The following is a 26043-nucleotide window of genomic DNA, read 5'->3' on the forward strand; positions in this document are numbered from 1 at the left end:
AACCCTCCCCCGCAAGGGGGGAGGGAGCCTGACTGGCGTGCGTCCCTTACGATGAGGCGTTGTAATCGCACGACAATTACAGAATCGACCAGCCCTTCCCAATCCTCGGCCAGCCCGATTTCGAAATCCGGCGAGCGCTCTCGCGTCCGCTGCGGCCTGATCCCGGTCACGCACCCATTGCGCGATGCCGGAGGATCCCGTGACCCGTCGAAAGCTCATCTTCGCTCTCATTGCCAGCACCGCCTTCGGGGCGTTGCTGCTATCCGCCGCCCGCGCCCGCGACGTCCCGAAGGTGGCGACCGGCTTTGTCGCCAACGTCGTCTGCTCGGAGACCTTCGTCAGCGGGCTCGATCCGAAGCGGAACCTGGCCGAGACCACCGAGGCGATGCCGGGCGCCGGCCTGATCACCTGGGCGATGGACACCGAGATCGACCTCGACCGCAGGGACGTCACCGTGACGCTGCTCGGGTTCGGCCGCAGCCATGCGGTCTATCGCGAGGGCGTCGGCTGCACCCTCGAACATGGCGAGGTACTGGCGGACATCGCGCTGCCGCCCGCACGGCCGCAGGCCGCGCTGCTGCCCGAGATCGCCGGCCCCGCGGTTGTCGCGCCACAGAGCCCGCAGCTCGTGGCCGCGCTCGATCGCGCTTTTGCCGAACCGGCGGAGCCGCCGTTCCGCCGCACCCGCGCTGTTGTCGTGATGAAAGACGGCCGCGTCGTCGCCGAGCGCTACGCCGACGGCATCGGCATCGATAAGCCGCTGCTCGGCACCAAATCGGTGATCTCGGCCTTGATCGGAGTTTTGGTGCGCGACGGCAAGCTCGCGGTCGACCAACCGGTGCCGATCGCCGCCTGGAAAAATCCCGACGATCCGCGCCACGCGATCACGATCGATCAATTGTTGCGTCACACCGCGGGCCTTGCGCTCGGCAGCTCGTTGCAGGCCTCACTGGCCTCCACGCTCGAACCGGTCAACCGGATGAAGTACATGGAACCCGACATGGCCGCGTACGCCGAGAGCATTTCGCTCGAGACCGCGCCGGGCCAAGCCTGGAATTATCACGACGGCAATTTCATCATCCTCTCGCATCTGATCCGCGACGCGGCCGGCGGTCATGCCGCCGACGTGCTGCGCTTCGCGCGCCGCGAATTGTTCGATCCGCTCGGCATGCGTAACGTCGTCATGCAGTTCGATGCGGCGGGCACGCCAGAAGGATCAGGCGCGATCATGGCGAGCGCACGCGATTGGGCGCGGTTCGGCCAGCTCTATCTCGATGACGGCGTGGCCGGCGGCCGGCGCATCCTGCCCGCGGGCTGGGTGAAGTACTCGGCGTCGCCGACGCCAAACGCCTGGGTCGGCATCGGCGCAGGCTTCTGGAGCAATCTCGGCGACAGTTTTGGCGCCAAATATCGCGTCGAGCACGGCATGCCGCGCGACGCGTTCTTCGCCAAGGGCACGATCGGGCAGTATGTGATTATCGTGCCGTCACAGCGGCTGGTCATCGTGCGGCTCGGCCGTTCGCCGAACTCGCCGCCCAAGGCGGACGGTGTGTTCGACCTCGTTCGCGATGTCGTCGCGGCAATGTCCAGCAACGCGAAGCTCGCGGGTGGCAATTGACCGGCACGTCACACACCGCCCGCGGGATCGTGAATTGAATCTCCGCGCGAGGAATTTTCTGATGCGGTGGCGCATCTCGCAGGAGGTGCGCCACCGTTTTGAAAATCGCCGCAGCCGGAGACCATCATGCCGAAAGCCTACTGGATCGTGCACGTCACGGTGCACGACGAAGCGCGCTATCCCGAATACCTCGCCGCCGCGATGCCGGTATTCGCCAGATACGGCGCCAATTTCATCGTGCGCAACGGCCCCTTTGAGGTGATGGAAGGCGCAGCGCGCCAGCGCAATTTCGTCATCGAGTTCAGGGATCGCGCCACCGCGATGGAATGCTACACCTGCGCGGAATATCAGGCCGCCAAGGCGATCCGGCAGAAATATTCGGACGGGGATTTTGTGATTATCGATGGCGAGGGGTAGGCCCTTTGTCATTCCGGGGCTCGCGAAGCGAGAACCCGGAATCCATTTCACCGCTTGTTCTGTTGTGCGATGGATTCCGGGCTCAGCGCTCCGGGCTGCCCCGGAATGACGGAAGAGAGTGCCGCGGCTCGATGCAACAAACTCATCGTCGTCCCGGCGATAGCCGGGACCCATAGCCACCGCTGCAAGTGGTTACGCGATGCTGGAGCGACGAATCCCATTCACGACGCTCGCCGCGGCGTATGGGTCCCGGCTTTCGCCGGGACGACGACTGTGGGCTTGGCAGCTCGCCCTGCGTTGTAACGATGACAGCTGGCTTACTGCCGTCCCAGCTGCGTCGCCTTCTCAACGCGATCGAACCGCTCCAGCGTCAGGATCGCATCCGCGAGCTGGTCGGCGCGCTTGTCGAGCACCGGGCGGGCCAGCGTCAAAAACTTCTGCTGCATCGCCTGCGCGTCGGGGAACGAGGTCGGCTCGCCGGACGGATCGGCATAGAGGCGCTCATGCACGCCGTCGTCGGTGGTGATCGAGACGCGGGCGCCGAACGGGTGAGTGCGGCCGATTTCGAGCCGATCGTCCTGCACCACGTCGAACTTGTCGGCGAGCGCGTCGATCGCCTTGTCCCCCAGCCGGTCGTAATCGTCCCAGCCGAAATGGCCCTGGTCGAGTGCGATCGCGCCGGTGAAGAACATCGAGAACTGGCCGCCGACCACCGAGGTCGGGTGGCGCTTGGTGGCGGCATCGCCGGTCAATGTGATGCCGTTGCGGTGCAGGCCGATTTCGACCTTCCTGATCTGGTCCGGCGTCAGATTGTGCTCGCGCCGCATCGCGATCAGCGCGTCGATCGCGGCGTGGGTGTAGCGGCAGCTCGGATAGGGCTTCACGCCGATCTTCAGCGTCTCATAGGTGTGGCCCAAGTCCGCCACCGCCTTGTCCGGATGCGCATCATCGGTATAGCCGACCAAAAGGCCATGTTTGCCCTCGACCGACTCGCTCGAACCGATGAAGTCGTTGCGTGCGAGGGTCGCGGCGATCACGCCGTTCATCGCAGCGGCGCCGACCTGGTAGCGCTTGTTCCAGGCGCCGTTGACCAGGAATTGCAGCGAGCCCGCAGCCTGGCTGCCGGAGACGCCGAACGCGGAGATAATCTGCTGCTTCGAGAGGCCGAACAGCTTGGCCGCCGCGGCTGCGGCGCCATAGGTGCCGGCCGTCGCGGTCGGGTGGAAGCCGCGGGCATAATGCGAGGTCGGATCGAGCGCGTTGCCGAGCCGGCAGCACACTTCATAGCCGGCGACGATCGCGGTCAGCACGTCGCGGCCGGAGGCGCCGACCATCTCGCCGACCGCGAACGCGGCGGGCACCACCGGCGCACTCGGATGCAGCGAGGAATCGGCATGGGTATCGTCGAAGTCGAGCGAATGGCCGAGCGCGCCGTTGAGCAACGCCGCCACCGCCGGGGTCCAGGTCTTGGTGTCGCCGAACACCGTGGCCTCGCCCTTGCCGTCCAGCGCCAGCGCCTCCAGCATCTTCATCAGCGCGGGCGTCGATTCCGCATCGCGGCGGGCCCGGATGGTGCTGCCCAGGAAATCCAGCGTCAAAACCTTGGCGCGCTCCAGCACCTCCGGCGGGATGTCCTCGAATTTCAGGTCGGCGACATAGGCGGCGAGCGTTGCGGTTTCGTGGGCCATCGTGTTTCCTCAATCTTGCGGCGCAGGGTAGGCGGGCGGGTTTGGCCTTTCAAGCCACCTTGCCGCCGCGGGCAGCAGCCATGCTCGACGTCCTTTAACATAGGCCTTTCCATTGATTGCGGATCAGGGTGCATGAGGACCTTCGCAAAACGCATGTTCGACAAGCTTTGGAGCCGCAAGACGCAGCTGGCGCTGGCGGTACGGATCGCGTCCGCCGGCGTGGCGGCCTATGTCATCGCGGTGGCGCTGAACCTCATGCTGCCGCTCTGGGCGGTGCTGACCTCGCTGATCGTGACGCAAATGAGCGTCGGCCGCTCGCTGAAGGCAACGAGGGACTACATGCTCGGCACCATCGGGGGCGCCATTTATGGCGGCGCGATCGCGGTGCTGATCCCGCATTCCGGCGAGGGCAGCCTGCTGGCGCTGCTGGTGCTGGCGATCGTGCCGCTGGCCTTCATCGCCGCGCTCAATCCCAGCCTGAACTCGGCGACGGTGACGGCGGTAATCGTGCTGCTGCTGCCGACGATGCATCATTCCAACCCGCTGGACTCCGCGATCGACCGCGTCCTCGAGGTCACGGTCGGCGCGCTCACCGGTCTTGTGATCTCGTTCCTGGTGCTGCCGTCGCGCGCGGTCAGCCAGATCCGGGTCAATGGCTCAAAGCTGCTGGAACTGCTTGCGGCGGCGTTCGCCGAATTGCTCGCCGGCCTGACCCGGGGTCTCGACAACGACGCGCTGCACCGGATCCAGGACGGCATCGGCACCGCGGTGACCAATCTGCACGCGACCGGCATGGAAGCCGAGCGCGAGCGCTCGATGCATCTGTCATCGGGGCCGGACACCGGGCCATTGCTGCGGACCATCCAGCGGCTGCGGCATGACGTCGTGATGATCGGGCGCGCCTGCGTCGTGCCGCTGCCGGCCGATATCCAGGCCAGGCTGGCGCGACCGCTGGCCGACGTCAGCAAGGCGATCGTGACTTACATGGTGGCGGTCGCGACCGCCTTGCGCGCCGGCAGCGGCCCGGCCGACATGGCGCCGGTCGATGCCGCGCTGCATGCCTATAGCGAGGAGGTCACCGCGGTCCGCAGGGATGGCCTGATCCGCGGCCTGCCGGTCGATGCCGCCGAACGCTTCTACGCGCTCGGCTTCTCGCTCGACCAGATGCGGCAGAATTTGAACGACCTCAAGCGCTGCCACGGCAATTGGTGCACCAACGAGGATGCCTCGGAGAAGATCGTCGCTGAGACGCCGGAGAAGAGCGCGGCCTAAGATCTACGCAAAACTCATCCAACGGCCTTGCGCAGCATCACGGGCACGATCAGGCGGTGGAACGGCATGATCACTGCAAGATACGTGCGCCCGAGCCAGTTATGGGTGAGCACCAGCGTGGTCGCGGTGATGCTGCGCGCGGCTCCTGCGGGCGCGATGTCGACTGGCGCGACGTCGACGACAAGCCGGAAGTCGAGATGCTTGTCGTTGAAGCCCGCGACCAGCCGCTCCGGGGTTTCGCTGACCACCGGAAAGATCCCGATCATGTCGCACGCCACGCCTTCTGTCGCGCCCGAGGTCTTCAGGCCGAACGGTGCGACCAGGAGATTGCGCAAGGCAACCAGCCATTCGAACCAGCGCGGCTGCCCTGCCACCATTGCCTCCGTCGCGTGCCGCGCATCGAGGTCGGGGCGCGTGGTCGCAATCCGGAACGCATCGGCAAACTGCGCGCCGGCGAGCAGCGCAGCGGAATCCACGTTCGGCGTGACCTCGTCGACCCTCATCCAACCAGTCTGCGTGCCAGAAGGCGGAAACGCAAGATCAGGAGGGTGGCATAAACCGCAGTCCCGAGCGACAGCCCGATCCAGACGCCGGGGGCGTTGAGCCTGGCCCAGAAGGCCAGCGCGGAGGCCGACGCAAACCCGATCAGCCAATAGCTGATGACGGCGAACAGCAGCGGCACCTGGGTGTCGTTCATGCCGCGCAGCGCGCCGGCGCAGGTGGTCTGGACACCGTCGGCGATGAAGAAGGTCGCGCCGATCAAGAGCAGCGCCGCGGTAAGCTGCGCGGTGGCGTCAGAGGCCTCACCGAGGAACAGCGCGGCGATCTCGAAGCGGGCCAGGATCACCGCGAGCGTCATGATGCTCATGAAGACGCCGCTGAGCCCGACGGCGACGAAGCCGGCGCGCTGCACCGCGTCGGTGTCGCGACGGCCGACGGCCTGGCCGACCCGCACGGTCGCAGCCATGCTGACGCCGAACGGCACCATGAACAGGATCGCCGCGATCTGCAGCGCGATCTGGTGCGCAGCCAGCGCCGTGGTGCTGATCAGCCCCATCAAGAGGCCGGCCGCGCCGAACAGGCCGTATTCGAGCAGAAAGGCAATCGAGATCGGCGCGCCGACGGCGACAAGCTTGCCCATCAGCGGCCAGTCGATGCGCCAGACGCGGCTGAACACATGGTATTTGCGGAACGGGCGGCGCCGCGCCGCGAACCACACGCCGGCGAGGAAGGTGCCGAGATTGACGATCGTGGTCGCAAGTCCGGCGCCGAACATGCCGAGCTCGGGCATGCCCCATTTGCCGTAGAGCAGCAGGTAAACCATCAGTGCGTTGGCCGGGATCGCCGCAAGTGTGATCCACAGCACCGGCTCCGGCCGGTTCACCGCACTCATGAAGCCGCGGAGCGCAATGAACCACAGCGCCGGCAGGATGCCCCAGCCGAGCCCGAACAGATATTGCTGCGCCAGATGCGCGGTAGCCTTGGTCTGGCCCAGCGCGAGCAGGATGCGCTCACCTTGGAACGGCAGCGCCATCAGCGGCAGCACCATGAAGAAGCCGGCCCACAGCCCGACGCGCAGCGCGCGCCGCATCACGCGCGGGTCGCGGGCGCCGAACGCCTGCGCGGCCAGTGGCGAGACCGCCGACATCATGCCCATGCCGATCGTGAAGCTGACGAAATACACGGTATGCGCCAGCGCCGCCGCGGCGATGCTTTCGCTGCCGAGTCGGCCGATGAAGGCGAGATCTGTCGTCATCATCGCGATCTGCCCGAGCTGCGTCAGCGCCAGCGGCACCGCGAGCTTCAGCGTCTCCGCGAGCTCGGCCGTGAGCAGCTTGCGGGGTACGGCAAACGCCGCCCCGGAGGGGACGACGGTCGCGCGCGCCGCGGCCGGGTCGATCTTGTCGATGCAGGTCATGATGGCACGTCTAGCACGGCAAACCGGCCGGAAGGATGGCCAAGCTGCCGCAGGAAGTTAGGTTCGCGCTGGAATCCGCTTGATCTTGGCGCCGAGCGCGTTGAGCCGCTCGTCGATCCGCTCATAGCCGCGCTCGATCTGGTCGGCGTTGTTGATGGTGGAGGTGCCGTTGGCGCACACCGCGGCCAGCAGCATCGCCATACCGGCGCGAATGTCGGGTGAATTCATCGGGGCGCCGCGCAGCCGGCTCGGACCGGCCACGATCGCGCGATGCGGATCGCACAGCACGATCCGGCCGCCCATCGCGATCAGGTTGTCGACGAAGAACATCCGCGACTCGAACATCTTCTCGTGCATCAGGATGACGCCGTCGCACTGCGTCGCGGTGACGATCGCGATCGACATCAGGTCGGCCGGGAAGGCCGGCCAGGGCTGGTCCTCGAGCTTCGGCACATGGCCGCCGAAATCGTCGTGGATCTTCATGGTCTGGTTCGACGGCACGACGAGGTCGTCGCCCTCGACGCCGCAGACGATGCCGAGCCGCTCAAAACCCATCCGGATCGAGCGCAGATGCTCGACGCCGGCGCGCGCGATGCGCAGCGGCGAGCGGGTCACCGCAGCAAGCCCGATCAGCGAACCGACCTCGATATGATCGGGCTGGATCGCGAAGGTCGCGCTGCCGAGCGTCGCCGGCCCGTGCACGGTGATGGTGTTGGTGCCGACGCCTTCGATCCTGGCGCCGAGCGCAATCAAAAAATTGGCGAGATCCTGCACATGCGGCTCGGAGGCCGCGTTGCGCAGATAGGTGGTGCCGCGGGCGGCGACGGCGGCGACCAGCGCGTTCTCCGTCGCGGTGACGCTGGGCTCGTCGAGGAACACGTCGGCGCCCTTCAGCTTCGAGGCGCGGAATTCGAGCCGGTGCGTCGCAGTGACCGTGGCGCCGAGCTGCTCGAACGCCAAAAAGTGCGTGTCGAGCCGACGGCGGCCGATCACGTCGCCGCCGGGCGGCGGCAGTGCGACCTCGCCGCAGCGGGCAAGCAGCGGACCCGCGAGCAGGATCGAGGCGCGGATGCGCGCGCACAGAACCGGGTCGAGATCGGCGGCGCGGATCTCCTTGGCATGAATTTGCAGCGTGTTGCGCTCGGTCCATTCGGCGCTGGCGCCGACCGAGCGGCACAGCTCGACCAAGGTTTCGGTGTCGCGGATGCGCGGCACGTTGGTCAGCGTGACCGGGTGTTCGGTGAGCAGGGCAGCGGCGATGATCGGCAGCGCGGAGTTCTTGTTGCCCGACGGCTCGATGGTGCCCGAAAGGCGGCGGCCGCCTTCGACGATGTATTGGATCGGCGGCACGCGGAATGTCCCCTAACGCATCATGCAGACTTGGATTCAAACTCGGCCATTCGAAATTCCATAACGGAATCAATGGCTGTCCGGCACCGTAACACAACTCCCGGCGCAGCTTCCACCCGAAAGGTAGCCACGCAACCGTACCGGTCGCGTTGTCACGGATACGTCATTCTCGCCGCGCCATCGCGTCGGAAAGCGCGTGTCTGCCTCTGAGGACGACGGTCTGAGATATTGTAGCGAGCGGCCTCCCTACGCCGTCGTCCTGGCGAAAGCCAGGACCCATTACCACCGAGTTCGATTGGGAGTGAGATCGTGGCCCCAGCGTCGCGCAACAGCAAGCGGTTGGGGTAATGGGTCCTGGCTTTCGCCAGGACGACACTGAATACATTCACACTCTCTCGGGTGCAGGCCGTTAGATGTCGATGGTGGCGCTGAGCGAGTTTTCCTGGATGAAGTCGCGGCGCGGTTCGACCACGTCGCCCATCAGCTTGGTGAAGATATCGTCGGCCTCGTCGACCTCCTTGACCTTCACCTGGAGCAGCGAGCGCGCCTCGGTGTCCAGCGTGGTCTCCCACAGCTGCTCCGGGTTCATCTCGCCGAGACCTTTATAGCGCTGCAGCGAGATGCCCTTGCGGGCGGCGTCGGTCACGGCCTCGAACAGGTCGACCGGACCGTGGATGATCTGCTCCGCATCCTTGCGCCGGAGCTTGCCCGCGCGCACGTAGATCTCCTGCAGCTCGGTGGCGTATTCATCGAGCTTGCGTGCATCGGCCGAGCCGAGGAAGGCGTCGTCGATCACGGCCGCTTCCTTGACGCCGCGCACGGTGCGCTCGAACTGGAAGCCCTGGCCTTCCGTGAACGTGCCGATCCATCCGCGCTCGACCTCGTCGGCCACGGCGTCCAGCCGCTTGGCGATGTACTCGGCGGCCGAACTGGCGGTCGCGATGTCGCAGGTGATCCTGGGGTTCAGCACGCCCGCGATCGCGGCCTGCTCGATGACCGCGCGATTGTAGCGGCTGTGCAGGTTGCGCAACACGGAGCGGATGATCCTTGCGTCTTCGACCAGCGCCAGCAAGTCGCGGCCCGAGCGGTCGTCGCCGGAGGCCGGCTTGAACACGCATTCGTCGAGCCCGGTCGAGATCAGATAATCCTCCAGCGCGCGCTCGTCCTTCAGGTACTGCTCGGACTTGCCGCGCGAGACCTTATAGAGCGGCGGCTGGGCGATATAGAGAAAGCCGCCATCGATGATCGAGCGCATCTGACGATAGAAGAAGGTCAGCAGCAGCGTGCGGATATGGGCGCCGTCGACGTCGGCGTCGGTCATCACGATGATCTTGTGGTAGCGCAGCTTGTCGACCGAGAAATCGTCGCTGATGCCGGTGCCGAGCGCGGTGATCAGCGTGCCGATCTGCTCGGACGACAGCATCTTGTCGGGGCGCACGCGCTCGACATTGAGGATCTTGCCGCGCAGCGGCAGCACCGCCTGGAATTCGCGGTTGCGGCCCTGCTTGGCGCTGCCGCCTGCCGAGTCGCCCTCGACGATGAACAGCTCGGATTTGGCTGGATCCTTCTCCTGGCAGTCGGCGAGCTTGCCGGGCAGCGAGGAGACGCTGAGCGGATTCTTGCGTGTCAGCTCGCGGGCCTTGCGCGCCGCCTCGCGGGCTGCGGCGGCCTGGATCACCTTGCCGACGATTTCCTTGGCTTCCTTCGGATTCTCCTCGAACCAGGCGGCGAGCGCCTCGTTCAGGACGTTCTCGACCACCGGTCGAACCTCCGAGGACACCAGCTTGTCCTTGGTCTGCGACGAGAATTTCGGATCGGGCACCTTCACCGACAGCACCGCGGTGAGGCCTTCACGGCAATCGTCGCCGGTCAGCGCGATCTTTTCCTTCTTCGCATTGGCCTCGGCATAACCGTTGACCTGGCGCGTCAGCGCGCCGCGGAAGCCGGCCAGATGGGTGCCGCCGTCACGCTGCGGGATGTTGTTGGTGAAGCACAGCACGTTCTCGTGGTAGCTGTCGTTCCACCACAGCGCGGCTTCGACGCCGATGCCGTTGGCTTCCGAGCGCACCATGATCGGCGCCGGCACGATCGCCTTCTTGTTGCGGTCGAGATATTTGACGAACTCCTCGACGCCGCCGGAATAGTGCATCTCCTCGCGCTTCTCGACCGCGTGGCGCATGTCGGAGAGCACGATGTGGACGCCGGAATTGAGGAAGGCGAGCTCGCGCAGCCGGTGCTCGAGCGTGGCGAAATCATATTCGACGTTCTTGAAGGTCTCGGTCGAGGCGAGGAAGGTGACCTCGGTGCCGCGCTTGCCCGGGGCGTCTCCGACCACCTTGAGCGGCGCCACGGCATCGCCGTGCGCGAACTCGATGTAGTGTTCCTTGTCGTCGCGCCAGATGCGCAAGCCGAGCTTGCTGGACAGCGCGTTGACGACGGAGACGCCGACGCCGTGCAGGCCGCCGGAAACCTTGTAGGAGTTCTGGTCGAATTTTCCGCCGGCGTGCAGCTGGGTCATGATGACCTCGGCTGCCGAGACGCCTTCTTCCTTGTGGATGCCGACCGGAATGCCGCGGCCGTCGTCATACACGGTAACGGAATTGTCGGCGTTGAGGGTGACCAGCACGCGGCTCGCATGCCCCGCCAAGGCCTCGTCGATGGCGTTGTCGACGACCTCGTAGACCATGTGGTGCAGGCCGGACCCGTCATCGGTATCGCCGATATACATGCCGGGCCGCTTGCGGACGGCGTCGAGGCCCTTCAGCACCCGGATCGATTCCGCACCATATTCGGCCGGAACGGGATGCTCAGATTCGGCAGGGGTCTGCCGGGCAGGTTCAGTCATGTGAGGCCTTCGAGGATGTCCCGAATCAGCTGCACATTTTGAGGCGCTGATTCCGCTATTTGTGCCATGAAAGAGGTGTTGCGCCTAGCGCAAAGTCTCTCTCTACAAACTACTGAATAGATAGGATTTTTTAGGCCTTTTTCAAGGTCTGCAGAGGCCGATTCCGGAGGCGCTGAAAAGCCCGATTCGGTGACGGATTCGGAGCCCTCACCAAGGCCGATTCTGCGCCGCCGGAAACATGATGAGACCAAGCCGAATTGGAGCGGCGTCGGAGGCTCGCTTGTCGCCGCCGGGCATCGGCGGACCGGGGCGAGGGGATGTCGCGCAATTTCGGAATATTAGAATAATGCTCCTGAGTTGCCCGACGTGTCAAGCCGTCTGGTCGACAGCCGGCCGCCGCCGGCGACTTTGCATGGGGTTGTTTTCGATATTTTGGCAATGCGCTCCGCGACGGCGCCACCGCTTCAGATTGCCCAGAGCGTTTTCGAGCGAAGTGGGTACCGGTTCGCGTAATGAAAACGCGTCAGAACAAGAATCTAGAGCCCCGTTCCGATTCCATCGGAACGGAATTGGCTGCAGCCAATCAGCCGCGCCGCGTGGCGCGGCCGGATTCGACGTCGAAAATCTGCCCTCGCGGACCGATATCGACGAAGGCCGCGGGGTCGGCGCCGGTCATCCAGACCTGGGCGCCGAGCTTGCCGAGCTCTTCGAACAGCGCCTTGCGCCTGTTGGGGTCGAGGTGAGCGACGACCTCGTCGAGCAACAGCAGCGGCACGATGCCGGTCATCTCCGCAACCATCGTGGCGTGCGCCAGCACCAGCCCGATCAGCAGCGCCTTCTGCTCGCCGGTCGAGGCGTCGCGCGCCGGCATGTTCTTCGGTGCGTAGACCACCTGCAGATCGGTCAGATGCGGGCCGTCCAGCGTGCGCCCGGCGGCGGCGTCGCGCGGACGGCTGGCGCGCAGGACCTCGCGATAGCGGTCTTCCACTGCGGTCGCGGGCTCCTGCAGCAGCGCATTCTCCATCCAGCCATCGAGCATGATCTCGGCGGAGGGAAAGGCGGAGGCCGCGCCGCGCTCGCGCAGCATCACCGCGAGCTTGGCGGCGGTCTGGCCGCGCGACGCGGCGACCGCGACCGCAAGCTCCGCGGTCTCGCGCTCGATCGCATCACACCAATGGTCGTCATAGTTGCGCACCTCGAGCAGCCGGTTGCGCGAGCGCAGCGAACGCTCCAGTGCGGAGACGCGGCTGGAATGCTCGGAATCAATGGCCAGCACCAGGCGGTCGAAGAAGCGCCGCCGTTCCGACGCCGCGCCCATGAACAGGCCGTCCATGGCGGGTGTCAACCACACCATGCGCAGATGATCGCCGAAGGCGGTCGCGGAACCCACCGGTTCGCGATCGATGCGGCAGCGCCTGGTGTTGCTCGCCTCGCCGGTCGGGGGATCGATGCCGGTGCCGAGCGTGGCGAGGCCGAGCGCGCCCTCCACTTCGGCCGAGACCGCCCAGGAACCGTCGCCCTGATTGTCGGCGATGTCCTCCAGGGTCGCGCGGCGCAGCCCGCGGCCCGGCGACAGGAACGAGACCGCCTCCATGCAATTGGTCTTGCCGGCGCCGTTCGGCCCGACCAGCACCACCATGTCGCCCGCGACCTGCAGCGTTGCCGCCCGGTAATTGCGGAAATGCGTCAGCGACAGGCGATGAATGCGGGACGGGGTCATCTCAGCTCGTCATTGCCGGGCAGTCGTGCCCAGCCACGACGCAATCTAGTGCTGATGCGCGCGAAGAGAAGTCCGTCACACCCGCATCGGCATCAGCACGTAGAGTGCGCCCTTGCTGTCCTTGTCCTGCACGAGCGTTGGCGAGCCGGGATCGGCGAGCTTCAGCACTGCGACTTCGCCCTCGATCTGGGCGGCGATGTCGAGCAGATAGCGCGAGTTGAAGCCGATATCGAGCGCGTCGGAGGCGTACTCGACCTCGAGCTCTTCGGTGGCGCTGCCGGAATCCGGGTTGGTGACCGAGAGCACCAGCTTGCCCGCGGACAGAGCCAGCTTCACGGCGCGGCCGCGTTCGCTCGAGATGGTCGAGACGCGGTCGACGGCGGCCTCGAAATCCTTCTTGTCGACGACCAGTTCCTTGTCGTTGTTCTGCGGAATGACGCGGCCATAGTCGGGGAAGGTGCCGTCGATCAGTTTCGAGGTCAGCACCACGTTGCCGAGCGTGAAGCGGATCTTGCCATCCGACAGCTCGATCGAAATCTCGGCATCGTCGCCCTCGATCAGCCGCTGCACCTCGCCGACCGTCTTGCGCGGGACGATCACGCCGGGCATGCCGGTCGCGCCCGTGGGCAGCGCGAGGTCGATCTGGGCCAGGCGGTGGCCGTCGGTCGCGACGCCGCGCAGGGTCGCCGCCTTGGCGCTGCCGGCCGCGTGCAGATAGATGCCGTTGAGGTAGTAGCGGGTCTCTTCGGTCGAGATCGCAAATTGGGTGCGGTCGATCAGGCGCTTGATGTCGGACGCCGGCAGCGAGAACGAATGCGTCATATCGCCGGCGGCGAGGCCGGGGAAATCGCTCTCGGGCAGGGTCTGCAGCGTGAAGCGCGAGCGGCCGGCACGCACGGCGAGCACCGAGCGGTCGCCGTCGGCCTCCAGCACGATCTGCGAGCCGTCGGGCAGCTTGCGGACGATGTCGTAGAACATGTGCGCGGGCACCGTGGTCGAGCCGGCGGTTCCGGTCTCGGCGGCCAAGGTCTCCGTCACCTCGAGATCGAGGTCGGTCGCCTTCAGCGACAATTTGGCGCCTTCGGCGCGGATCAACACGTTGCCGAGGATCGGGATGGTGTTGCGGCGCTCGACCACGCGGTGAACGTGACCCAGCGATTTCAGGAGTTGCGCGCGCTCGACGGTGACCTTCATTGCAATACCCGCCAGATCCCTCAGATGGAAAAGCCGGGCGGCCGTTCAGGGCAGCACCGCGGCGTTGGAAACCCGAAAAGCCGGATCAATACCGGATTTGATCAAACCCACGGGGGGACCGCAAGGTGGCTCGGATGAGCGGCCGGTGCAAGGGATACGGGCGCGAAACGGGCCCCGTTCCCCACGTTTTGGGTCGGAAAAAAGTTTGGCCCTCCCCTTTGGCTAAGGGGAGGGCCATGGAACGAGCCAGCCGGATGCGGCTGCCTTATTCCTGGAGCTGGCGCTTCAGCGATTCGACTTCTTCCGACAGCGTCGTGTCCTTGGCGACCAGTGCCTCAATCTTGCGCACGGCGTGCAGCACCGTAGTGTGGTCGCGGCCACCGAAGCGTCGGCCGATCTCCGGCAGCGAGCGCAAGGTCAGCGTCTTCGCCAGATACATCGCAACCTGGCGCGGGCGCACTACATTGGCGGTGCGGCGGGACGACAAGAGGTCGGAGCGGCTGACATTGTACTGCCGGGCAACCACGCGCTGGATGTCCTCGATCTTGATCCGCTTCGGCTCCTGCGGGCGGATCAGGTCGCGCACCTCGCGCTCGGCCATCTCCAGCGTCACCGGCTGGTTGTTGAGCTTGGAGTGCGCCAGCAGGCGGTTGATCGCGCCTTCGAGGTCGCGGCCATTATGGGTGATGGTGCGTGCCAGATAGTCGAGCACTTCCTCCGGCACGTCGAAGCTTGCGTGGTGGACGCGGGCCGCGGCGACGCGCGACTTCAGGATGCCGAGCCGCAGTTCCTCGCCGAGCGAAGCCATCTCGACCACGAGGCCGCCGGCCAGTCGCGAGCGGACACGGTCGTCGAGGCTTTCGAGATCGGACGGCGGACGGTCGGCCGCGATCACGACCTGGCGGCCGGCATCGATCAGCGCGTTCAGCGTGTGGCAGAACTCGGCCTGCGTCGACTTGCCCTGCAGGAACTGCAGGTCGTCGATCACCAGCACGTCGATGCCGCGCAGCGCTTCCTTGAACGCCAGCGCCGTCTGCGTCTTCAGTGCCGCGACGAAGCCGTACATGAACTTCTCGGCGGTGAGATACAGCACCTTGCGCTCGCCGCCGGAATTGCCGGCCCAGGTCACCGCCTGCAGCAGATGGGTCTTGCCGAGGCCGACGCCGGCATGGATGTAGAGCGGGTTGAACATCACGGGATCGCCGCGGCGTCCTTCCGCAACCTGGCGCGCAGCCGCATGGGCCAGCGTGTTGGAGCGGCCGACGACGAAGCTCGCAAAGGTCAGGCGCGGATCGAGCGGCGAGCCGCCGAGCGCATCATGGCTTGCGGACACCGGCGCGGTCGCGAATGCGCGCAGTTCCGGCGCGGGGCGGCCGTCGTTGCGCTCGACACGACGCACTTCGACCGGTGCAACCGCTTCCTTCGCCGGAACCGCCGCACGGATCGCAGAACGCACCGTGAGGTCGATGCGATGCACTTCGGGCATCTCGGCCTGCCAGCAGGAGAGCACGCGCTCGGCATAATGCGCCTGAATCCAGCTCTTGAGGAACCGGGTCGGAACCGACAGGTGCACGCTCTCATCGTGCACGCTCTCCAGGTCCATCCGTGCGAACCAGCTCGTGTAAACGTCCTCGCCGACACTCGTCCGCAAACGTCCCTTCACCCGCGACCAGCGATCCTGTTCCGTGTTCGTCATTGTCTTCGTACTTCCAAGTCTGAGAGATAATTGTTGCGAAAGCGCCGGGCAGGTTTGCTGCCACGGCGCGACCTCTAGCGGGCGCGGTCTGCTCCGGACAAAGCTCTCCCGTGCGGCGGCCATGCGCCACCCGACAGATCAGCTGTTTGGAGAAGATGCGTCCCGCGAGGTCAGCGCGTACTCGACGGCCTCTGGGGGGAAGAGCCAACGTCCGAGGAGTTGATTACGGCACCACTGGAAATCTGCACTTCAGTTGTCGTCGGTTCGACTGCAGTGATGATACCGTAAGGCATAAGTCCTCCCCCTCCCGCCGCGACGTATCGCGGCAAGTTGTCAGCTTGCTCGTGTCTTTCAATTCGAACTGCCGCTACCGAACACCGAGATGCCCGGTGCTTCGCCGCCGCGTGTCGTCGTCAACCCGTTCGCTCGCGCCGCGTTCCCGTTGCTGGATTCCGACTGACGCCTGGTCTCTCTTGTTCGATCCCCCAAATTGCCGGGGACATCGCCGGAGAAATTTTGACACAGGTCGACCGTCCTCATATCGCTATGAGCCGTCAATCCAGCTTCGCTTGGAAAGCGTCGCTAACGCACACACCGCCGCCGATTTGTGCGTCCGCCCTTGGGTCTCAAACCGCGCTGATCTGGAGAACCGTGGGCGTCGCGAACAAGAAATAAATACACCAAGCGCATTTTCTGACAATCCGTGGATTCGACGGGGATCGCGACTCTTCGCAACTGTTGCGGCGTTGCCGATGCTGAGCTGCGAAAGCAAGTTTTTGAATCAGCGCACAGATTCACGCGTGTCACAAAGGACGGTGCAATACCAAAAATTTTTCATAGAAAATTTACAATTGGTCTCGCGTCGGTCATTTTTCCAATCGCTGTCCGACGCTATGTGCATAAGTAATTCGCGAGACGTCATTTTTCTCGATTACTTTTGCAGGGTAACCCCACGTCGCGAATTTCAACGCGAGATATTCGCTCGCTATTCCATCTATCTAGCTTAGCGAAGAACAATCTGTGCGCGAGTGCGCTGTGTTAAGCATATTGTCCGGTAGAACTACGGACGCGACGAAACATGACACGCAGTTCGTTGCGCGGCAACGCGCATTGTTCTCGCGCTATGAAACTTCCACGACAAAAGTCCGGACAAAAACAAAAAGCCCGGCGCGAGCCGGGCTTCGTGACAGATCTGTTTTTCAGTCAGCTGAGTTGCAGCTCACTTGGCGAGCTTGGCGATGCTCTGCGTGAGGCGCGACACCTTCCGGCTCGCGAGGTTCTTGTGAATGATGTTGCGCTGCGCTGCCTTCATCAGCTCAGGCTCGGCCTTGGTCATCGCCTTGAGTGCCGCCTCGCGGTCGCCGCTCTTGATCGCTTCCTCGACGGTGCGCACCGCGCCACGCATCTGGGTGCGGCGCGACTTGTTGATGATGGTGCGGCGGGCAATCTTGCGGGTCGCCTTCTTGGCGGAGGTGGTGTTGGCCATGGTTCTCTAACTGTCCTTCGGCGGTGATCGCTCGGTGGTCGGGCTTGCGCGCACCGGCCGGTTCAAATCTCGACTCTGATGTATTTGTCCAAGGTATTGACTTGGGTGTCCTTGAGGCTGCCATGCGAAGAGCGCAAATTGCTGCCCCCGCATGCGGCACTGTCCAAAGAACAGCGGCGGCAGGATTGCGCCCGCCGCCATCGGCCGGTCTTATAGATGGCGCAGGCGTAAGCGTCAACGCTTTCGGGGCTCAAAAAGGGGCCGAAATCGGGCCCGGGAGGGCCGGATAAGCCGCTGAAGAGGTTGAATTTCCGGGAGGCGCCCGGTAAGGCCTGACGACGCGCGGGGCGCGACAGGGAATTTGGGTGACGCATGATCCGCGGCTTTTTCCGTCTGATCGGCCTTTTGCTGCTGGCTGGCAGCTTCATCTTCATGGTCTATGACGGAGCCCGTTACGTCGCCGACCAGAGCCTGCGGTTCACCCAGTTCGGCCAGTTCTGGAACGACATCCATCAGTCGAGCCAGCAGGCGTTCCACGCCTGGCTGGATCACCTCGCGCCCTGGCTCTGGAACAGTGTGGTCCGCCTGCTCCTCGAGCAGCCGGTGTTCGCGGTGCTCGGCATCCTGGGCATCCTGCTGATGATCCTGTTCCGGCCGCGCAAGCCCCTGATCGGCTATTCACGCGACTGATCTGGCTGAGCCTTCGGCCGCAGCCATCGGTAACGGGGCTGCCATCATCTCCGTAAGGACATATATAGGTGACAGCCGGCCCGCAGGCCCAACCCGCGTCGGCCGATGTCCCGCCTGGAGGTATCCATGTTGTTCATGCGCAAGACTACCGCGTTGCCAAGCGCCGCCGAGGCGCTGCCGGGCCGCGCGACGCCGATCCCGACCGCGACCACCCATTTCGTCAACGGCAGCAAGTTGACGCCGCCTTATCCGCAAGGCCTTGAGCAGGCGGTGTTCGGGCTCGGCTGCTTCTGGGGCGCGGAGCGCAAGTTCTGGGAACTCGGCGACGGAATCTACACCACCGCAGTCGGCTATGCCGGCGGCCACACGCCGAACCCGACCTATGAGGAGGTGTGCTCGGGACGCACCGGCCACACCGAAGTTGTGCTGGTCGTGTTCGACCCGAAGAAGATCTCCTACGAGAAGCTGCTGAAGACGTTCTGGGAGAACCACAACCCGACGCAGGGCATGCGCCAGGGCAACGACATCGGCACGCAGTATCGCTCCGCGATCTACACTTTCAGCGACGAGCAGCGCAAAGCTGCCGATGCGTCGCAGGCGATGTATCAGAAGGCGCTTGCCGCCAAGGGCCTCGGCGCGATCACGACGGAAGTCGCCGCGGCCGGCGAGTTCTACTTCGCCGAGGACTATCACCAGCAGTATCTCGCCAAGAATCCGGCGGGCTATTGCGGGCTCGGCGGCACCGGCGTCTCCTGCCCGATCGGCGTCGGCGTCACCGCCTGATCGTCCTGCTTGAGAAGCAACCGCTCCGGCAACGCGCTCCGCGCTTTTCCGGAGGCCGGCCCTGGATCGAGGGGGAGGCGGGCTTTCCGGCTCTCTACTCGATCCCCGAAAACCCTTTATTAACCATAAGTGGTGCAAGACTGGGCCTGTCTCGCCGTTGAGGGATAAGTCCGGTGCCGGTTGCACGCGCGTTACGATTGCCGATCACTGCCGTTGTGGCTGCGCTCGCGCTGTCTGGCTGCATGAGCACGTCTGGGCCCGTTGCCGTCGGCCCGCAAGGTGTCGATGCCGTCACCTATGGTCCGACCTACGCAGCCGCTCCGGTTGCCGATGGAGGCGGCGGTGCGATCAGCGCATTGCGTTCCGCCTTCGCGAGCTCTTCTCCCGGTTATGGCTATGCCGCGCCGGTCGCCGCCCCAGTCGTTTATGCCGCCGCGCCGGCTGGGCCCGCCGGTTACGACAATTCCTATCATCTCGGCCCGGGCGACAAGCTCCGCGTCGTGGTCTATGGCCAGGAAGGCCTGACCAACTCCTACGCGATCGACGCCGCGGGCGCGATCACGATGCCGCTGATCGGCTCGGTGCCGGCACGCGGCCGCACGCCGGCCGGGCTCGCCGGTGAAATCTCGGCACGGCTGCGCAACGGCTTCATCCGCGAGCCGTCGGTGGCGGTCGAGATCGAGTCCTACCGGCCGTTCTTCATCCTCGGCGAGGTCCAGGCCCCCGGCCAATATCCCTACGTGCCGAACATGACCGTCGAGAGCGCGGTCGCGATTGCCGGCGGCTTCTCGCCGCGCGCCCGCCGCGACAGCGTGACACTGACCCACACCGACGCGTCCGGCGCCGGCCGTTTCGTGGTGCCGCTGGGCACGCCGATGAGCCCGGGCGATACAGTGTTCGTCGGCGAGCGCTGGTTTTAGGCGAAATTTCCATCCACCCGTCATTCCCCGGTGCGCAATTGCGCACCTGAGGATGCGCCGTAAGGCGCAGGCCCCGAATCCATTCCACCACGAATGATGCGGCGGAAATGGATTCCGGGCTCGCGCTTCGCGCGCCCCGGAATGACGAGATGGAAAAAGCTGCGGCTTATTTCCGCAAATGCTTCGCGAAAAATTCCATGCTGCGCGGCCAGGCGGTGTCGGCGCTGGCCTTGTCGTAGCTTGCGCGCTCGTCGCAATGGAAGCCGTGCTGCGCACCGGGATAGATGAAGACCTCGACCTCGGGCCGCTTCGACTTGATGGTCTCGACATCGCTCAAGGGAATGCCGGCATCCTTCTCGCCGAAATGCAGTTGCGTCGGCACGGCCGGCTTGTCGTCGGCGAAGCGTATGATGGCGCCGCCGTAATAGCCGATCGCAGCCGACAGCCCTGACAGCTTGGTGGCGGCCGCATAGGCGATGCTGCCGCCGAGGCAGAAGCCGATGATGCCGACCGGTCCGACCGACTTCACTGCGTCGATCGCCGCCTGGCTGTCGCGCAGCATCGCGGCAAAGTCCGGATTGGCGACGAATTTGCGCGCCTCGGCGATTTCGTCGGGAGAATAGCCGCTCTGGAAGTTCGGCGTGATGCGGTCGAGGATCGAGGGCGCAACCGCAACATAGCCTTCCTTCGCCAGCCGGTCGCAAACCGAGCGGATGTGGTGATTGACGCCGAAGATCTCCTGGATCACGACGACAGCGCCCTTCGGCGCGCCGGCAGGGTCGGCGCGATAGGCGCCGAGTTCAAATCCGTCTGAAGCTTTCAGTTTGATGTCTTGTCCCATGGTCCATCCTTGTCATGTTGGGGGTTGCATGAAGGGCATCGATCAGGTTTAGCGCCACATCCAGTTCTCGCCCCAGTCGGCCTTCCAGCCGGTCAACCGGTGCTTGCGGAACTGCAGGAAGAGGCGGTCGTGGTGCGGAAACAGCCCGCTGCCGCCGAGGTCGCGGAAGGTCAGGAAGATCTCGTTGCCGGGCCGGCCGCTCACATAAGTGAAGGGCGTGCCGAGCGCGCGTTGCGCGTCCGCGACACCCATGCCGAACACCAGCGGGGTGGTGTTCGACAGCGTCGCGGTGAAAGTGGACGGGGCTGTTACGAACGGCAGCTTCTGGGCGCTTGCAGCGGTCGTGGCCACAGTCAGCAACACGGCAACGGCGATCGTCTTCATGCCGTGTCCTTTACTTGGCCGTTGCCGCGCCCGATTCCAGGCGATCGAGGAACGGAAGCACCGCGGCGATGAAGGCCTCTGGCTGGTCGATATTGACGGCGTGGCCGGCGTTCGGGATCACCGCCTTCTGCGCGCCCGGGATCTTCGCCGCCATGTAGTCGGACGCCGCCAGGAACGGCGTGTCGTCGGCGCCGACCACAACCAGTGCTGGCACCTTGATGGCGGGCAGCGACTCGATCACCCGCGCATCGCGTTGCGCGAGCATGCCACGCGCGGCGAGCGCGAGGCCCTTTGCATTGCGATGCGTGACCGATGCGCGCTCGGCGCTCGCCGACTTCAGCACCTCGAGCCCTTCGCGGTCGAACCGGTCGCCGGTGTCGCGGGCGCGCTTGTTCCAGACCTCGCGGGCATCGTCCTTCTTGAATCCCGGGCCGGTGTCGATGATCAGAAGCGCGCGCACCCGTTCCGGATGGGCGCGATGAAAGGCGAGCGACATGTAGCCGCCGAGCGATAGGCCGCCGACGATCGCCTGGTCCGCGCCGGCGGCGTCGAGCAGGGCGGCGATGTCGCCGACGGTCAGGGCTTCGCTATAGGCATCCGGATTGTCGGGATAGTCGGACTGGCCGTGCCCGCGCATGTCCCACAGGATCAGCTTGTGCCGCTTCGACAGCGCCTCGATCTGGCCCTGCCACATCGCTGAGGTCGACGAATAGCCGTGGGTGAGGATCAAAGGCGGGCCGCTGCCGTGAATCTCATAATAGATATCGACTCCGCTGCGGTTGAGCTTGGCCATTGACGGGCTCCTTCTGTTGTCGACGTCAGGTCCGGCGGCGCTACCGACCTTGGTAGGAGCCATCGATACGGCATCAATACTGGCATTTCAAAAGCTTCATGCCGTTGCCGCATCGCACAACCGGCAGTTTCCGAAATTTATTCCTTTCGAGCAATTCCAAATTGGATTGCCTCCAACCGGGAACCGGATCATTGTTTCGGCAACTGTCGCTTACCCGGTGGGCGCCAGCCATGACCCAACAGTGAGTTGCCGCCGTAAGCGGCTTCCGCCACCGGAAGGGGAGAGAGATGCCAAATCTCAATATCAACGGACGGAATATGTCCGTCGAGGCGGCCAGTGACACGCCGCTGCTTTGGGTCATCCGCGAGCAATTGCAGATGACGGGCACCAAATTCGGTTGCGGCGCCGGTCTCTGTGGCGCCTGCACGGTTCACGTCAACGGCGAAGCGGTGCGGTCCTGCCAGACCTCGCTCGCCGATGCCGTCGGCAAGAAGATCACCACCATCGAAGGTCTCTCCGCCAAGGGCGAACATCCCTTGCAGAAGGCCTGGGTCGCCGAGCAGGTGCCGCAATGCGGCTACTGTCAGTCCGGCCAGATCATGCAGGCGGCAGCGCTGCTGTCGAAGAACACCAACCCGACGAAGGAAGAAGTGGTCGCGCATATGGACGGCAATCTCTGCCGTTGCATGACCTATTCACGAATCCAGAAGGCGATCATGCGCGCTGCGTCCGACATGCGCACCGCATCGGCCACCGGATCCGAGCGGAGGGCCACATGAACAAGCACGTGAAGAGTCTCGCCCCTGAGGCGACTGATCTCAGCCGCCGTTCCTTCCTGGTCGGCACCGCTGCAACCGGCCTCGTGCTCGGCTACGCCGCGTCCGGCGTCGATCACGCGCTCGCAGCGCCCGCACCCGCCCACTTCGAGCCGAGCGTCTGGTATTCGATCACGCCTGATGGTCTCGTCACCGTGACCTGCGGCAAGGCCGACATGGGCCAGCACGTTGCCTCGACCATGGCGCAGATCGTGGCCGAAGAGCTCGGCGCGAACTGGAAGGACATGCGGGTCCAGCTCGCCTCCAACGACCCGAAGTACAACGATCCCGTGCTGGGCGCGCAGATCACCGGCGGCAGCTGGTCGACGATGATGAACTTCGACGCCATGAGCCGCGCCGGCGCTGCCGGCCGTATCGCATTGACCGAGGCGGCTGCCGCTTCGATGGGCGTGCCGGCCGGCGAGCTGGTGGTGCGCGCGTCGACGATCAGCCATCCGAAGTCGAAGAAGTCGATGTCGTTCGCCGACGTCGTGAAGAGCGGCAAGGCGACCAAGACCTTCACCGCAGATGATCTGAAGGCGATCAAGCTGAAGACGCCCGACCAGTACACCATGATCGGCGTCTCGGTGCCGCAGCTCGACATTCCGTTGAAGGTCAACGGCACGGCCAAGTACGGCATCGACACGATGTTGCCGGGCATGGTCTACGGCGCGCTGGTCACTCCGCCGGTCCGTTACGGTGCCACCGTGAAGTCGGTCGACGATAGCGCGGCCAAGAAGCTGCCGGGCTTCATCAAGGCCGTCACCCTGGACGACAAGACCACAACCACGACCGGTTGGGTCGTCGCGGTCGCCAGCACCTATGCGCAGGCGAAGAAAGCCGCCGAGGCGCTGAAGATCAGCTACGATGGCGGCCCGAACGCAAAAGCGTCGAGCGAATCGCTGCTGGCTGAAGCCAAGCGGCTTCAGGGACTGAGCGATTCCGGCCAGTTCTTCGTCAAGGACGGCGATCCGGATGCGGCCTTCGGTTCGGCGGCCAAGGTGTTGGAGGCGGAATACACCACCAACATCAACATCCACGCGCCAATGGAGCCGATGAACGCCACCGCGGAGTTCAAGGGCGACATCCTGCACATCTATTCCGGCAACCAGTTCGCGACACGCTCCGGCGCGATCGCAGCCGGCGCCGCCGGGATCGATCCGAAGTTCGTGGTGATGCACCAGACGTGGCTGGGCGGCGGCTTCGGCCGGCGTCTCGACGCCGACATGATGGTGCCCGCGGTGCAGGCGGCGAAGGCCGTCGGCAAGCCGGTCAAGGTCATCTACACGCGCGAAAACGACATGACGATGGATTTCTCGCGTCCATTGACCTTCCAGAAGGTGAAGGCCGGCGTGGACGGCGACGGCAAGCTCGTCGCATTGAGCCACGATGTCGTCTCGGCCTGGCCGACCCAGCGTTGGGGCATCCCCGACTTCCTGTCGCCCTCGGTCGACAAGAAGGGGCCGCTCGATGCTTTCACGGTGAACGGAGCGGACTTCTTCTACACCGTGCCCAACCACTATGTGCGGGCGATCAAGAACGAGATGGCGCACAACGCCACCCCGTCGGGTCAGCTCCGTTCGGTGGCGCCGGGCTGGACCTTCTGGGCGATCGAAAGCATGGTCGACGAGATCGCGCATGCGACCGGCAAGGACCCGGCGCAGCTCCGCATCTCGTTGCTCGACGGCAAGGGCAAGAATGACGGCGGCGCGCAGCGTCTCCGCAACACCTTGCTCGCTGCGATGGGTCTCGCCGGCTACGGCACCAAGCAGCTGCCCAAGGGCGAAGGCATGGGCGTGGCCTGCGTGTCGTCGCAGGAGCGCGCCACGGCGAGCTGGACCGCCTGCGTCGCCCACGTCGCCGTCGCCCCGTCGGGCGAGGTGACGGTGAAGAAGCTGACGGTTGCGACCGACGTTGGTACGCAGGTGAATCCCGATGGCATCCGGGCCCAGGTCGAGGGCGCGGCGCTGTGGGGCATGTCACTGGCGCTGTTCGAGAAGGCGACGTTGAAGGACGGCGGCATCGAGCAGACCAATTTCGACAGCTACACGCCGCTTCGGATGAGCCAGCTGCCGGAAGTCGCGGTCAACGTCATCGCCAATGGCGAGAAGGCAACCGGCGTCGGCGAGCCCGCCGTGACGGTGGTGGCGCCGGCGATCGGCAACGCCGTCTTCAACGCAGTCGGCGCCCGCGTCCGGGGCCTGCCGATCACCGCGGAAGCGGTAAAGGCTGCGATGAAGGCGTAACGGCCTGAACGAATGAGGACGCCGGAGAGCGTAATGCTCTCCGGCGTTTTTCTTTGCGCCGCGCTGGAGCCGGAAATAATTCACGATTCGCCGGCGCCGCGTCCGGCTGCTTTTATTTCGGGCCGGCCTGATTTCGCTGGCGGATTCGACGATCCCTCAAATTGTATCCATTGCGCTTAACCGTCGTTCAGCATCCCCATTAAGCCGGAGGGAACGCATCGTCCGGTAGCGTCCAGCGTCGGTCGTTACCGCGACGGGGATGTCATGACTGCCTTGGCCAACAACCAGACTTCGAAGCGCCGTCTCCTGCTGGCGTCAGATCGAAGCGATCAAAGCAACGAACTCGCCAGCATCCTGCGCTCGGTGGGCGAGGTCGATACCGTTCCGACGTCCGACATTCCCGAGCAGCCGGCACGCGATCTCTCCGGCATCGTCGTCGACATCAACCTGCGCTCGCCCGAAGCCGTGCAGATGGTGCGCGCCAAGTTGCAGACCGATGCCTATCGCGAGATGCCGCGGCTGTTCGTGCTGGCGGATGCGCTGCATCACGCTTCGATGCAGGCCTGGGCGCTCGGCGCCACCGACACGATCTCGCGGCCGTTCGATGCGCGCGGCATCCTGCAGCGCATCCGTGCCGCATTTCCCGACAACAGCGGTTACGACGAGACCGACCGCGGCAAGGCGCTCAACCGCGGCGTCGAAGCCGCGCACGGCGTAATGGTCAAGATGTTCGAGCGGATGCGCGCCGGCGAGCCGCTCAAGTTCGAGGACATCGTTGCCGCCGAAAACAAGATCCTCAAGGCGATCAAGCACAACTCGCTGCGCGAATGGCTGACCACGGTGGGCTGCCATCACCAGGAGACCTATCGTCACTGCCTGTTCGTGACCGGCTTCGCGGTCGCATTCTCGCAGCATCTCGGTATGCGCGAGGACGATCAGCGCCGGCTCGCCCGCGCCGCGCTGCTGCACGATGTCGGCAAGGCGTTCGTTCCGGTTGCGCTGCTCGACAAGCCCGGCGCATTCACGGTCGAGGAAATGGCCGAGATGCGCGAGCATCCGCGTCGTGGCTACGAGGCGCTGTCCGCGCAGGGCGGCTTCCCGCCTGAAATGCTCGACGTGATCCTGCATCATCACGAATTCCTCGACGGCACCGGCTATCCGAACGGCCTCAGCGGCAACCAGATCAGCGACATCGTCCGCGTCACCACGATCGTCGATGTCTATGCCGCCCTTGTCGAAAAGCGCGCCTACCGGCTGCAGTTCACCCATGCCAAGGCCTTCTCCATGATGGAGGAGATGGGTGGCAAGCTCGACCAGCAATTGCTGCAGGCGTTCCGCCCGGTGGCATTCGGGCATTATTGAGCCCT

At 64.9% G+C, this 26043-nt stretch carries 21 protein-coding genes; 9 read left to right on the forward strand and 12 right to left on the reverse strand.

Annotated features, from left to right (window positions below; translation table 11 throughout):
• Positions 1–199 precede the first annotated feature (199 nt).
• Complete coding sequence (locus FNJ47_RS21675) at positions 200–1618, forward strand: serine hydrolase (RefSeq protein ID WP_163156675.1); 1419 nt, start codon at positions 200–202, stop codon at positions 1616–1618.
• Positions 1619–1744: 126 nt separating this feature from the next.
• Complete coding sequence (locus tag FNJ47_RS21680) at positions 1745–2035, forward strand: DUF1330 domain-containing protein (protein WP_163156677.1); 291 nt, start codon at positions 1745–1747, stop codon at positions 2033–2035.
• Between the two features lie 317 nt (positions 2036–2352).
• Here FNJ47_RS21680 and FNJ47_RS21685 read toward each other — a convergent pair whose 3' ends face one another.
• The gene (locus tag FNJ47_RS21685) at positions 2353–3723 is read right to left on the reverse strand and encodes an MmgE/PrpD family protein (RefSeq protein ID WP_163156679.1); all 1371 of its coding nucleotides are present in this window, start codon (positions 3721–3723) and stop codon (positions 2353–2355) included.
• Between the two features lie 132 nt (positions 3724–3855).
• Here FNJ47_RS21685 and FNJ47_RS21690 point away from each other — a divergent pair, with 132 nt between their 5' ends.
• Positions 3856–4995, forward strand: a complete 1140-nt coding sequence (locus tag FNJ47_RS21690) for an FUSC family protein (RefSeq protein ID WP_163156681.1) — start codon at positions 3856–3858, stop codon at positions 4993–4995.
• 14 nt (positions 4996–5009) lie between these two features.
• Here FNJ47_RS21690 and FNJ47_RS21695 read toward each other — a convergent pair whose 3' ends face one another.
• The 8 genes from FNJ47_RS21695 to rpsT form a co-directional block, all read right to left on the reverse strand.
• Positions 5010–5498, reverse strand: coding sequence for a DUF2867 domain-containing protein (locus tag FNJ47_RS21695; RefSeq protein WP_163156683.1), 489 nt, complete (start codon positions 5496–5498; stop codon positions 5010–5012).
• Entirely contained in the window at positions 5495–6913 is a 1419-nt protein-coding gene (locus FNJ47_RS21700; protein ID WP_163156685.1) for an MATE family efflux transporter, read from the reverse strand. Before FNJ47_RS21700 ends, FNJ47_RS21695 begins: the two co-directional genes overlap by 4 nt.
• Before the next feature lie 57 nt (positions 6914–6970).
• Positions 6971–8263, reverse strand: coding sequence for a UDP-N-acetylglucosamine 1-carboxyvinyltransferase (gene murA, locus FNJ47_RS21705; RefSeq protein WP_163156687.1), 1293 nt, complete (start codon positions 8261–8263; stop codon positions 6971–6973).
• 409 nt (positions 8264–8672) lie between these two features.
• A complete protein-coding gene (gene gyrB, locus FNJ47_RS21710) occupies positions 8673–11108 on the reverse strand; it encodes a DNA topoisomerase (ATP-hydrolyzing) subunit B (protein ID WP_163156689.1) in 2436 nt (811 codons plus the stop codon).
• A 583-nt stretch (positions 11109–11691) separates the two neighbouring features.
• A complete protein-coding gene (recF, locus tag FNJ47_RS21715) occupies positions 11692–12828 on the reverse strand; it encodes a DNA replication/repair protein RecF (RefSeq protein ID WP_163156691.1) in 1137 nt (378 codons plus the stop codon).
• A 75-nt stretch (positions 12829–12903) separates the two neighbouring features.
• Complete coding sequence (gene dnaN / locus FNJ47_RS21720; protein WP_163156693.1) at positions 12904–14022, reverse strand: DNA polymerase III subunit beta; 1119 nt, start codon at positions 14020–14022, stop codon at positions 12904–12906.
• Between the two features lie 265 nt (positions 14023–14287).
• On the reverse strand, positions 14288–15718 hold the full coding sequence (gene dnaA / locus FNJ47_RS21725; RefSeq protein ID WP_163156695.1) for a chromosomal replication initiator protein DnaA: 1431 nt from the start codon (positions 15716–15718) through the stop codon (positions 14288–14290).
• Positions 15719–16937: 1219 nt separating this feature from the next.
• Complete coding sequence (gene rpsT, locus FNJ47_RS21730; RefSeq protein ID WP_163156696.1) at positions 16938–17204, reverse strand: 30S ribosomal protein S20; 267 nt, start codon at positions 17202–17204, stop codon at positions 16938–16940.
• A gap of 372 nt (positions 17205–17576) precedes the next feature.
• Here rpsT and FNJ47_RS21735 point away from each other — a divergent pair, with 372 nt between their 5' ends.
• The 3 genes from FNJ47_RS21735 to FNJ47_RS21745 all read left to right on the forward strand — a co-directional run bounded on the left by FNJ47_RS21735 (position 17577) and on the right by FNJ47_RS21745 (position 19597).
• Positions 17577–17894, forward strand: coding sequence for a hypothetical protein (locus FNJ47_RS21735; protein ID WP_163156698.1), 318 nt, complete (start codon positions 17577–17579; stop codon positions 17892–17894).
• A gap of 126 nt (positions 17895–18020) precedes the next feature.
• Positions 18021–18677, forward strand: a complete 657-nt coding sequence (gene msrA, locus FNJ47_RS21740) for a peptide-methionine (S)-S-oxide reductase MsrA (protein WP_163156700.1) — start codon at positions 18021–18023, stop codon at positions 18675–18677.
• 173 nt (positions 18678–18850) lie between these two features.
• A complete protein-coding gene (locus tag FNJ47_RS21745; RefSeq protein WP_163156702.1) occupies positions 18851–19597 on the forward strand; it encodes a polysaccharide biosynthesis/export family protein in 747 nt (248 codons plus the stop codon).
• Positions 19598–19763: 166 nt separating this feature from the next.
• Here the strand turns inward: FNJ47_RS21745 and FNJ47_RS21750 are convergent, their stop codons facing one another.
• From FNJ47_RS21750 to FNJ47_RS21760, 3 genes are read right to left on the reverse strand one after another with little or no spacing between them, the layout of a single operon-like run.
• Positions 19764–20438, reverse strand: a complete 675-nt coding sequence (locus FNJ47_RS21750) for a dienelactone hydrolase family protein (RefSeq protein WP_163156704.1) — start codon at positions 20436–20438, stop codon at positions 19764–19766.
• 48 nt (positions 20439–20486) lie between these two features.
• A complete protein-coding gene (locus FNJ47_RS21755; RefSeq protein ID WP_163156706.1) occupies positions 20487–20822 on the reverse strand; it encodes a hypothetical protein in 336 nt (111 codons plus the stop codon).
• Between the two features lie 10 nt (positions 20823–20832).
• Entirely contained in the window at positions 20833–21615 is a 783-nt protein-coding gene (locus FNJ47_RS21760; RefSeq protein WP_163156708.1) for an alpha/beta fold hydrolase, read from the reverse strand.
• 287 nt (positions 21616–21902) lie between these two features.
• Between FNJ47_RS21760 and FNJ47_RS21765 the strand changes: the two genes are divergently transcribed.
• The 3 genes from FNJ47_RS21765 to FNJ47_RS21775 all read left to right on the forward strand — a co-directional run bounded on the left by FNJ47_RS21765 (position 21903) and on the right by FNJ47_RS21775 (position 26038).
• The gene (locus tag FNJ47_RS21765) at positions 21903–22394 is read left to right on the forward strand and encodes a (2Fe-2S)-binding protein (RefSeq protein WP_163156709.1); all 492 of its coding nucleotides are present in this window, start codon (positions 21903–21905) and stop codon (positions 22392–22394) included.
• Positions 22391–24676: a xanthine dehydrogenase family protein molybdopterin-binding subunit gene (locus FNJ47_RS21770; protein ID WP_163156712.1), complete on the forward strand. Its 2286-nt coding sequence runs from the start codon at positions 22391–22393 to the stop codon at positions 24674–24676. Before FNJ47_RS21765 ends, FNJ47_RS21770 begins: the two co-directional genes overlap by 4 nt.
• Positions 24677–24940: 264 nt before the next feature.
• The gene (locus tag FNJ47_RS21775; RefSeq protein ID WP_163156714.1) at positions 24941–26038 is read left to right on the forward strand and encodes an HD-GYP domain-containing protein; all 1098 of its coding nucleotides are present in this window, start codon (positions 24941–24943) and stop codon (positions 26036–26038) included.
• The last annotated feature ends 5 nt before the right edge of the window (positions 26039–26043 follow it).

Origin of the sequence: Bradyrhizobium uaiense, from assembly GCF_010811875.1 — a bacterium.
Classification (GTDB): Bacteria; Pseudomonadota; Alphaproteobacteria; order Rhizobiales; family Xanthobacteraceae; genus Bradyrhizobium; species Bradyrhizobium uaiense.

Bases quoted from the DNA above. Each gene is read 5' to 3' on its own strand.
- FNJ47_RS21770 (WP_163156712.1), top strand. From the start codon at position 22,391: ATGAACAAGCACGTGAAGAGTCTCGCCCCTGAGGCGACTGATCTCAGC.
- msrA (WP_163156700.1), top strand. From the start codon at position 18,021: ATGTTGTTCATGCGCAAGACTACCGCGTTGCCAAGCGCCGCCGAGGCG.
- FNJ47_RS21735 (WP_163156698.1), top strand. From the start codon at position 17,577: ATGATCCGCGGCTTTTTCCGTCTGATCGGCCTTTTGCTGCTGGCTGGC.
- FNJ47_RS21690 (WP_163156681.1), top strand. From the start codon at position 3,856: ATGAGGACCTTCGCAAAACGCATGTTCGACAAGCTTTGGAGCCGCAAG.
- FNJ47_RS21775 (WP_163156714.1), top strand. From the start codon at position 24,941: ATGACTGCCTTGGCCAACAACCAGACTTCGAAGCGCCGTCTCCTGCTG.
- FNJ47_RS21765 (WP_163156709.1), top strand. From the start codon at position 21,903: ATGCCAAATCTCAATATCAACGGACGGAATATGTCCGTCGAGGCGGCC.
- FNJ47_RS21755 (WP_163156706.1), bottom strand. From the start codon at position 20,822: ATGAAGACGATCGCCGTTGCCGTGTTGCTGACTGTGGCCACGACCGCT.
- FNJ47_RS21700 (WP_163156685.1), bottom strand. From the start codon at position 6,913: ATGACCTGCATCGACAAGATCGACCCGGCCGCGGCGCGCGCGACCGTC.
- FNJ47_RS21695 (WP_163156683.1), bottom strand. From the start codon at position 5,498: ATGAGGGTCGACGAGGTCACGCCGAACGTGGATTCCGCTGCGCTGCTC.
- gyrB (WP_163156689.1), bottom strand. From the start codon at position 11,108: ATGACTGAACCTGCCCGGCAGACCCCTGCCGAATCTGAGCATCCCGTT.
- FNJ47_RS21760 (WP_163156708.1), bottom strand. From the start codon at position 21,615: ATGGCCAAGCTCAACCGCAGCGGAGTCGATATCTATTATGAGATTCAC.
- recF (WP_163156691.1), bottom strand. From the start codon at position 12,828: ATGACCCCGTCCCGCATTCATCGCCTGTCGCTGACGCATTTCCGCAAT.
- FNJ47_RS21685 (WP_163156679.1), bottom strand. From the start codon at position 3,723: ATGGCCCACGAAACCGCAACGCTCGCCGCCTATGTCGCCGACCTGAAA.
- dnaA (WP_163156695.1), bottom strand. From the start codon at position 15,718: ATGACGAACACGGAACAGGATCGCTGGTCGCGGGTGAAGGGACGTTTG.
- dnaN (WP_163156693.1), bottom strand. From the start codon at position 14,022: ATGAAGGTCACCGTCGAGCGCGCGCAACTCCTGAAATCGCTGGGTCAC.
- FNJ47_RS21680 (WP_163156677.1), top strand. From the start codon at position 1,745: ATGCCGAAAGCCTACTGGATCGTGCACGTCACGGTGCACGACGAAGCG.
- FNJ47_RS21750 (WP_163156704.1), bottom strand. From the start codon at position 20,438: ATGGGACAAGACATCAAACTGAAAGCTTCAGACGGATTTGAACTCGGC.
- rpsT (WP_163156696.1), bottom strand. From the start codon at position 17,204: ATGGCCAACACCACCTCCGCCAAGAAGGCGACCCGCAAGATTGCCCGC.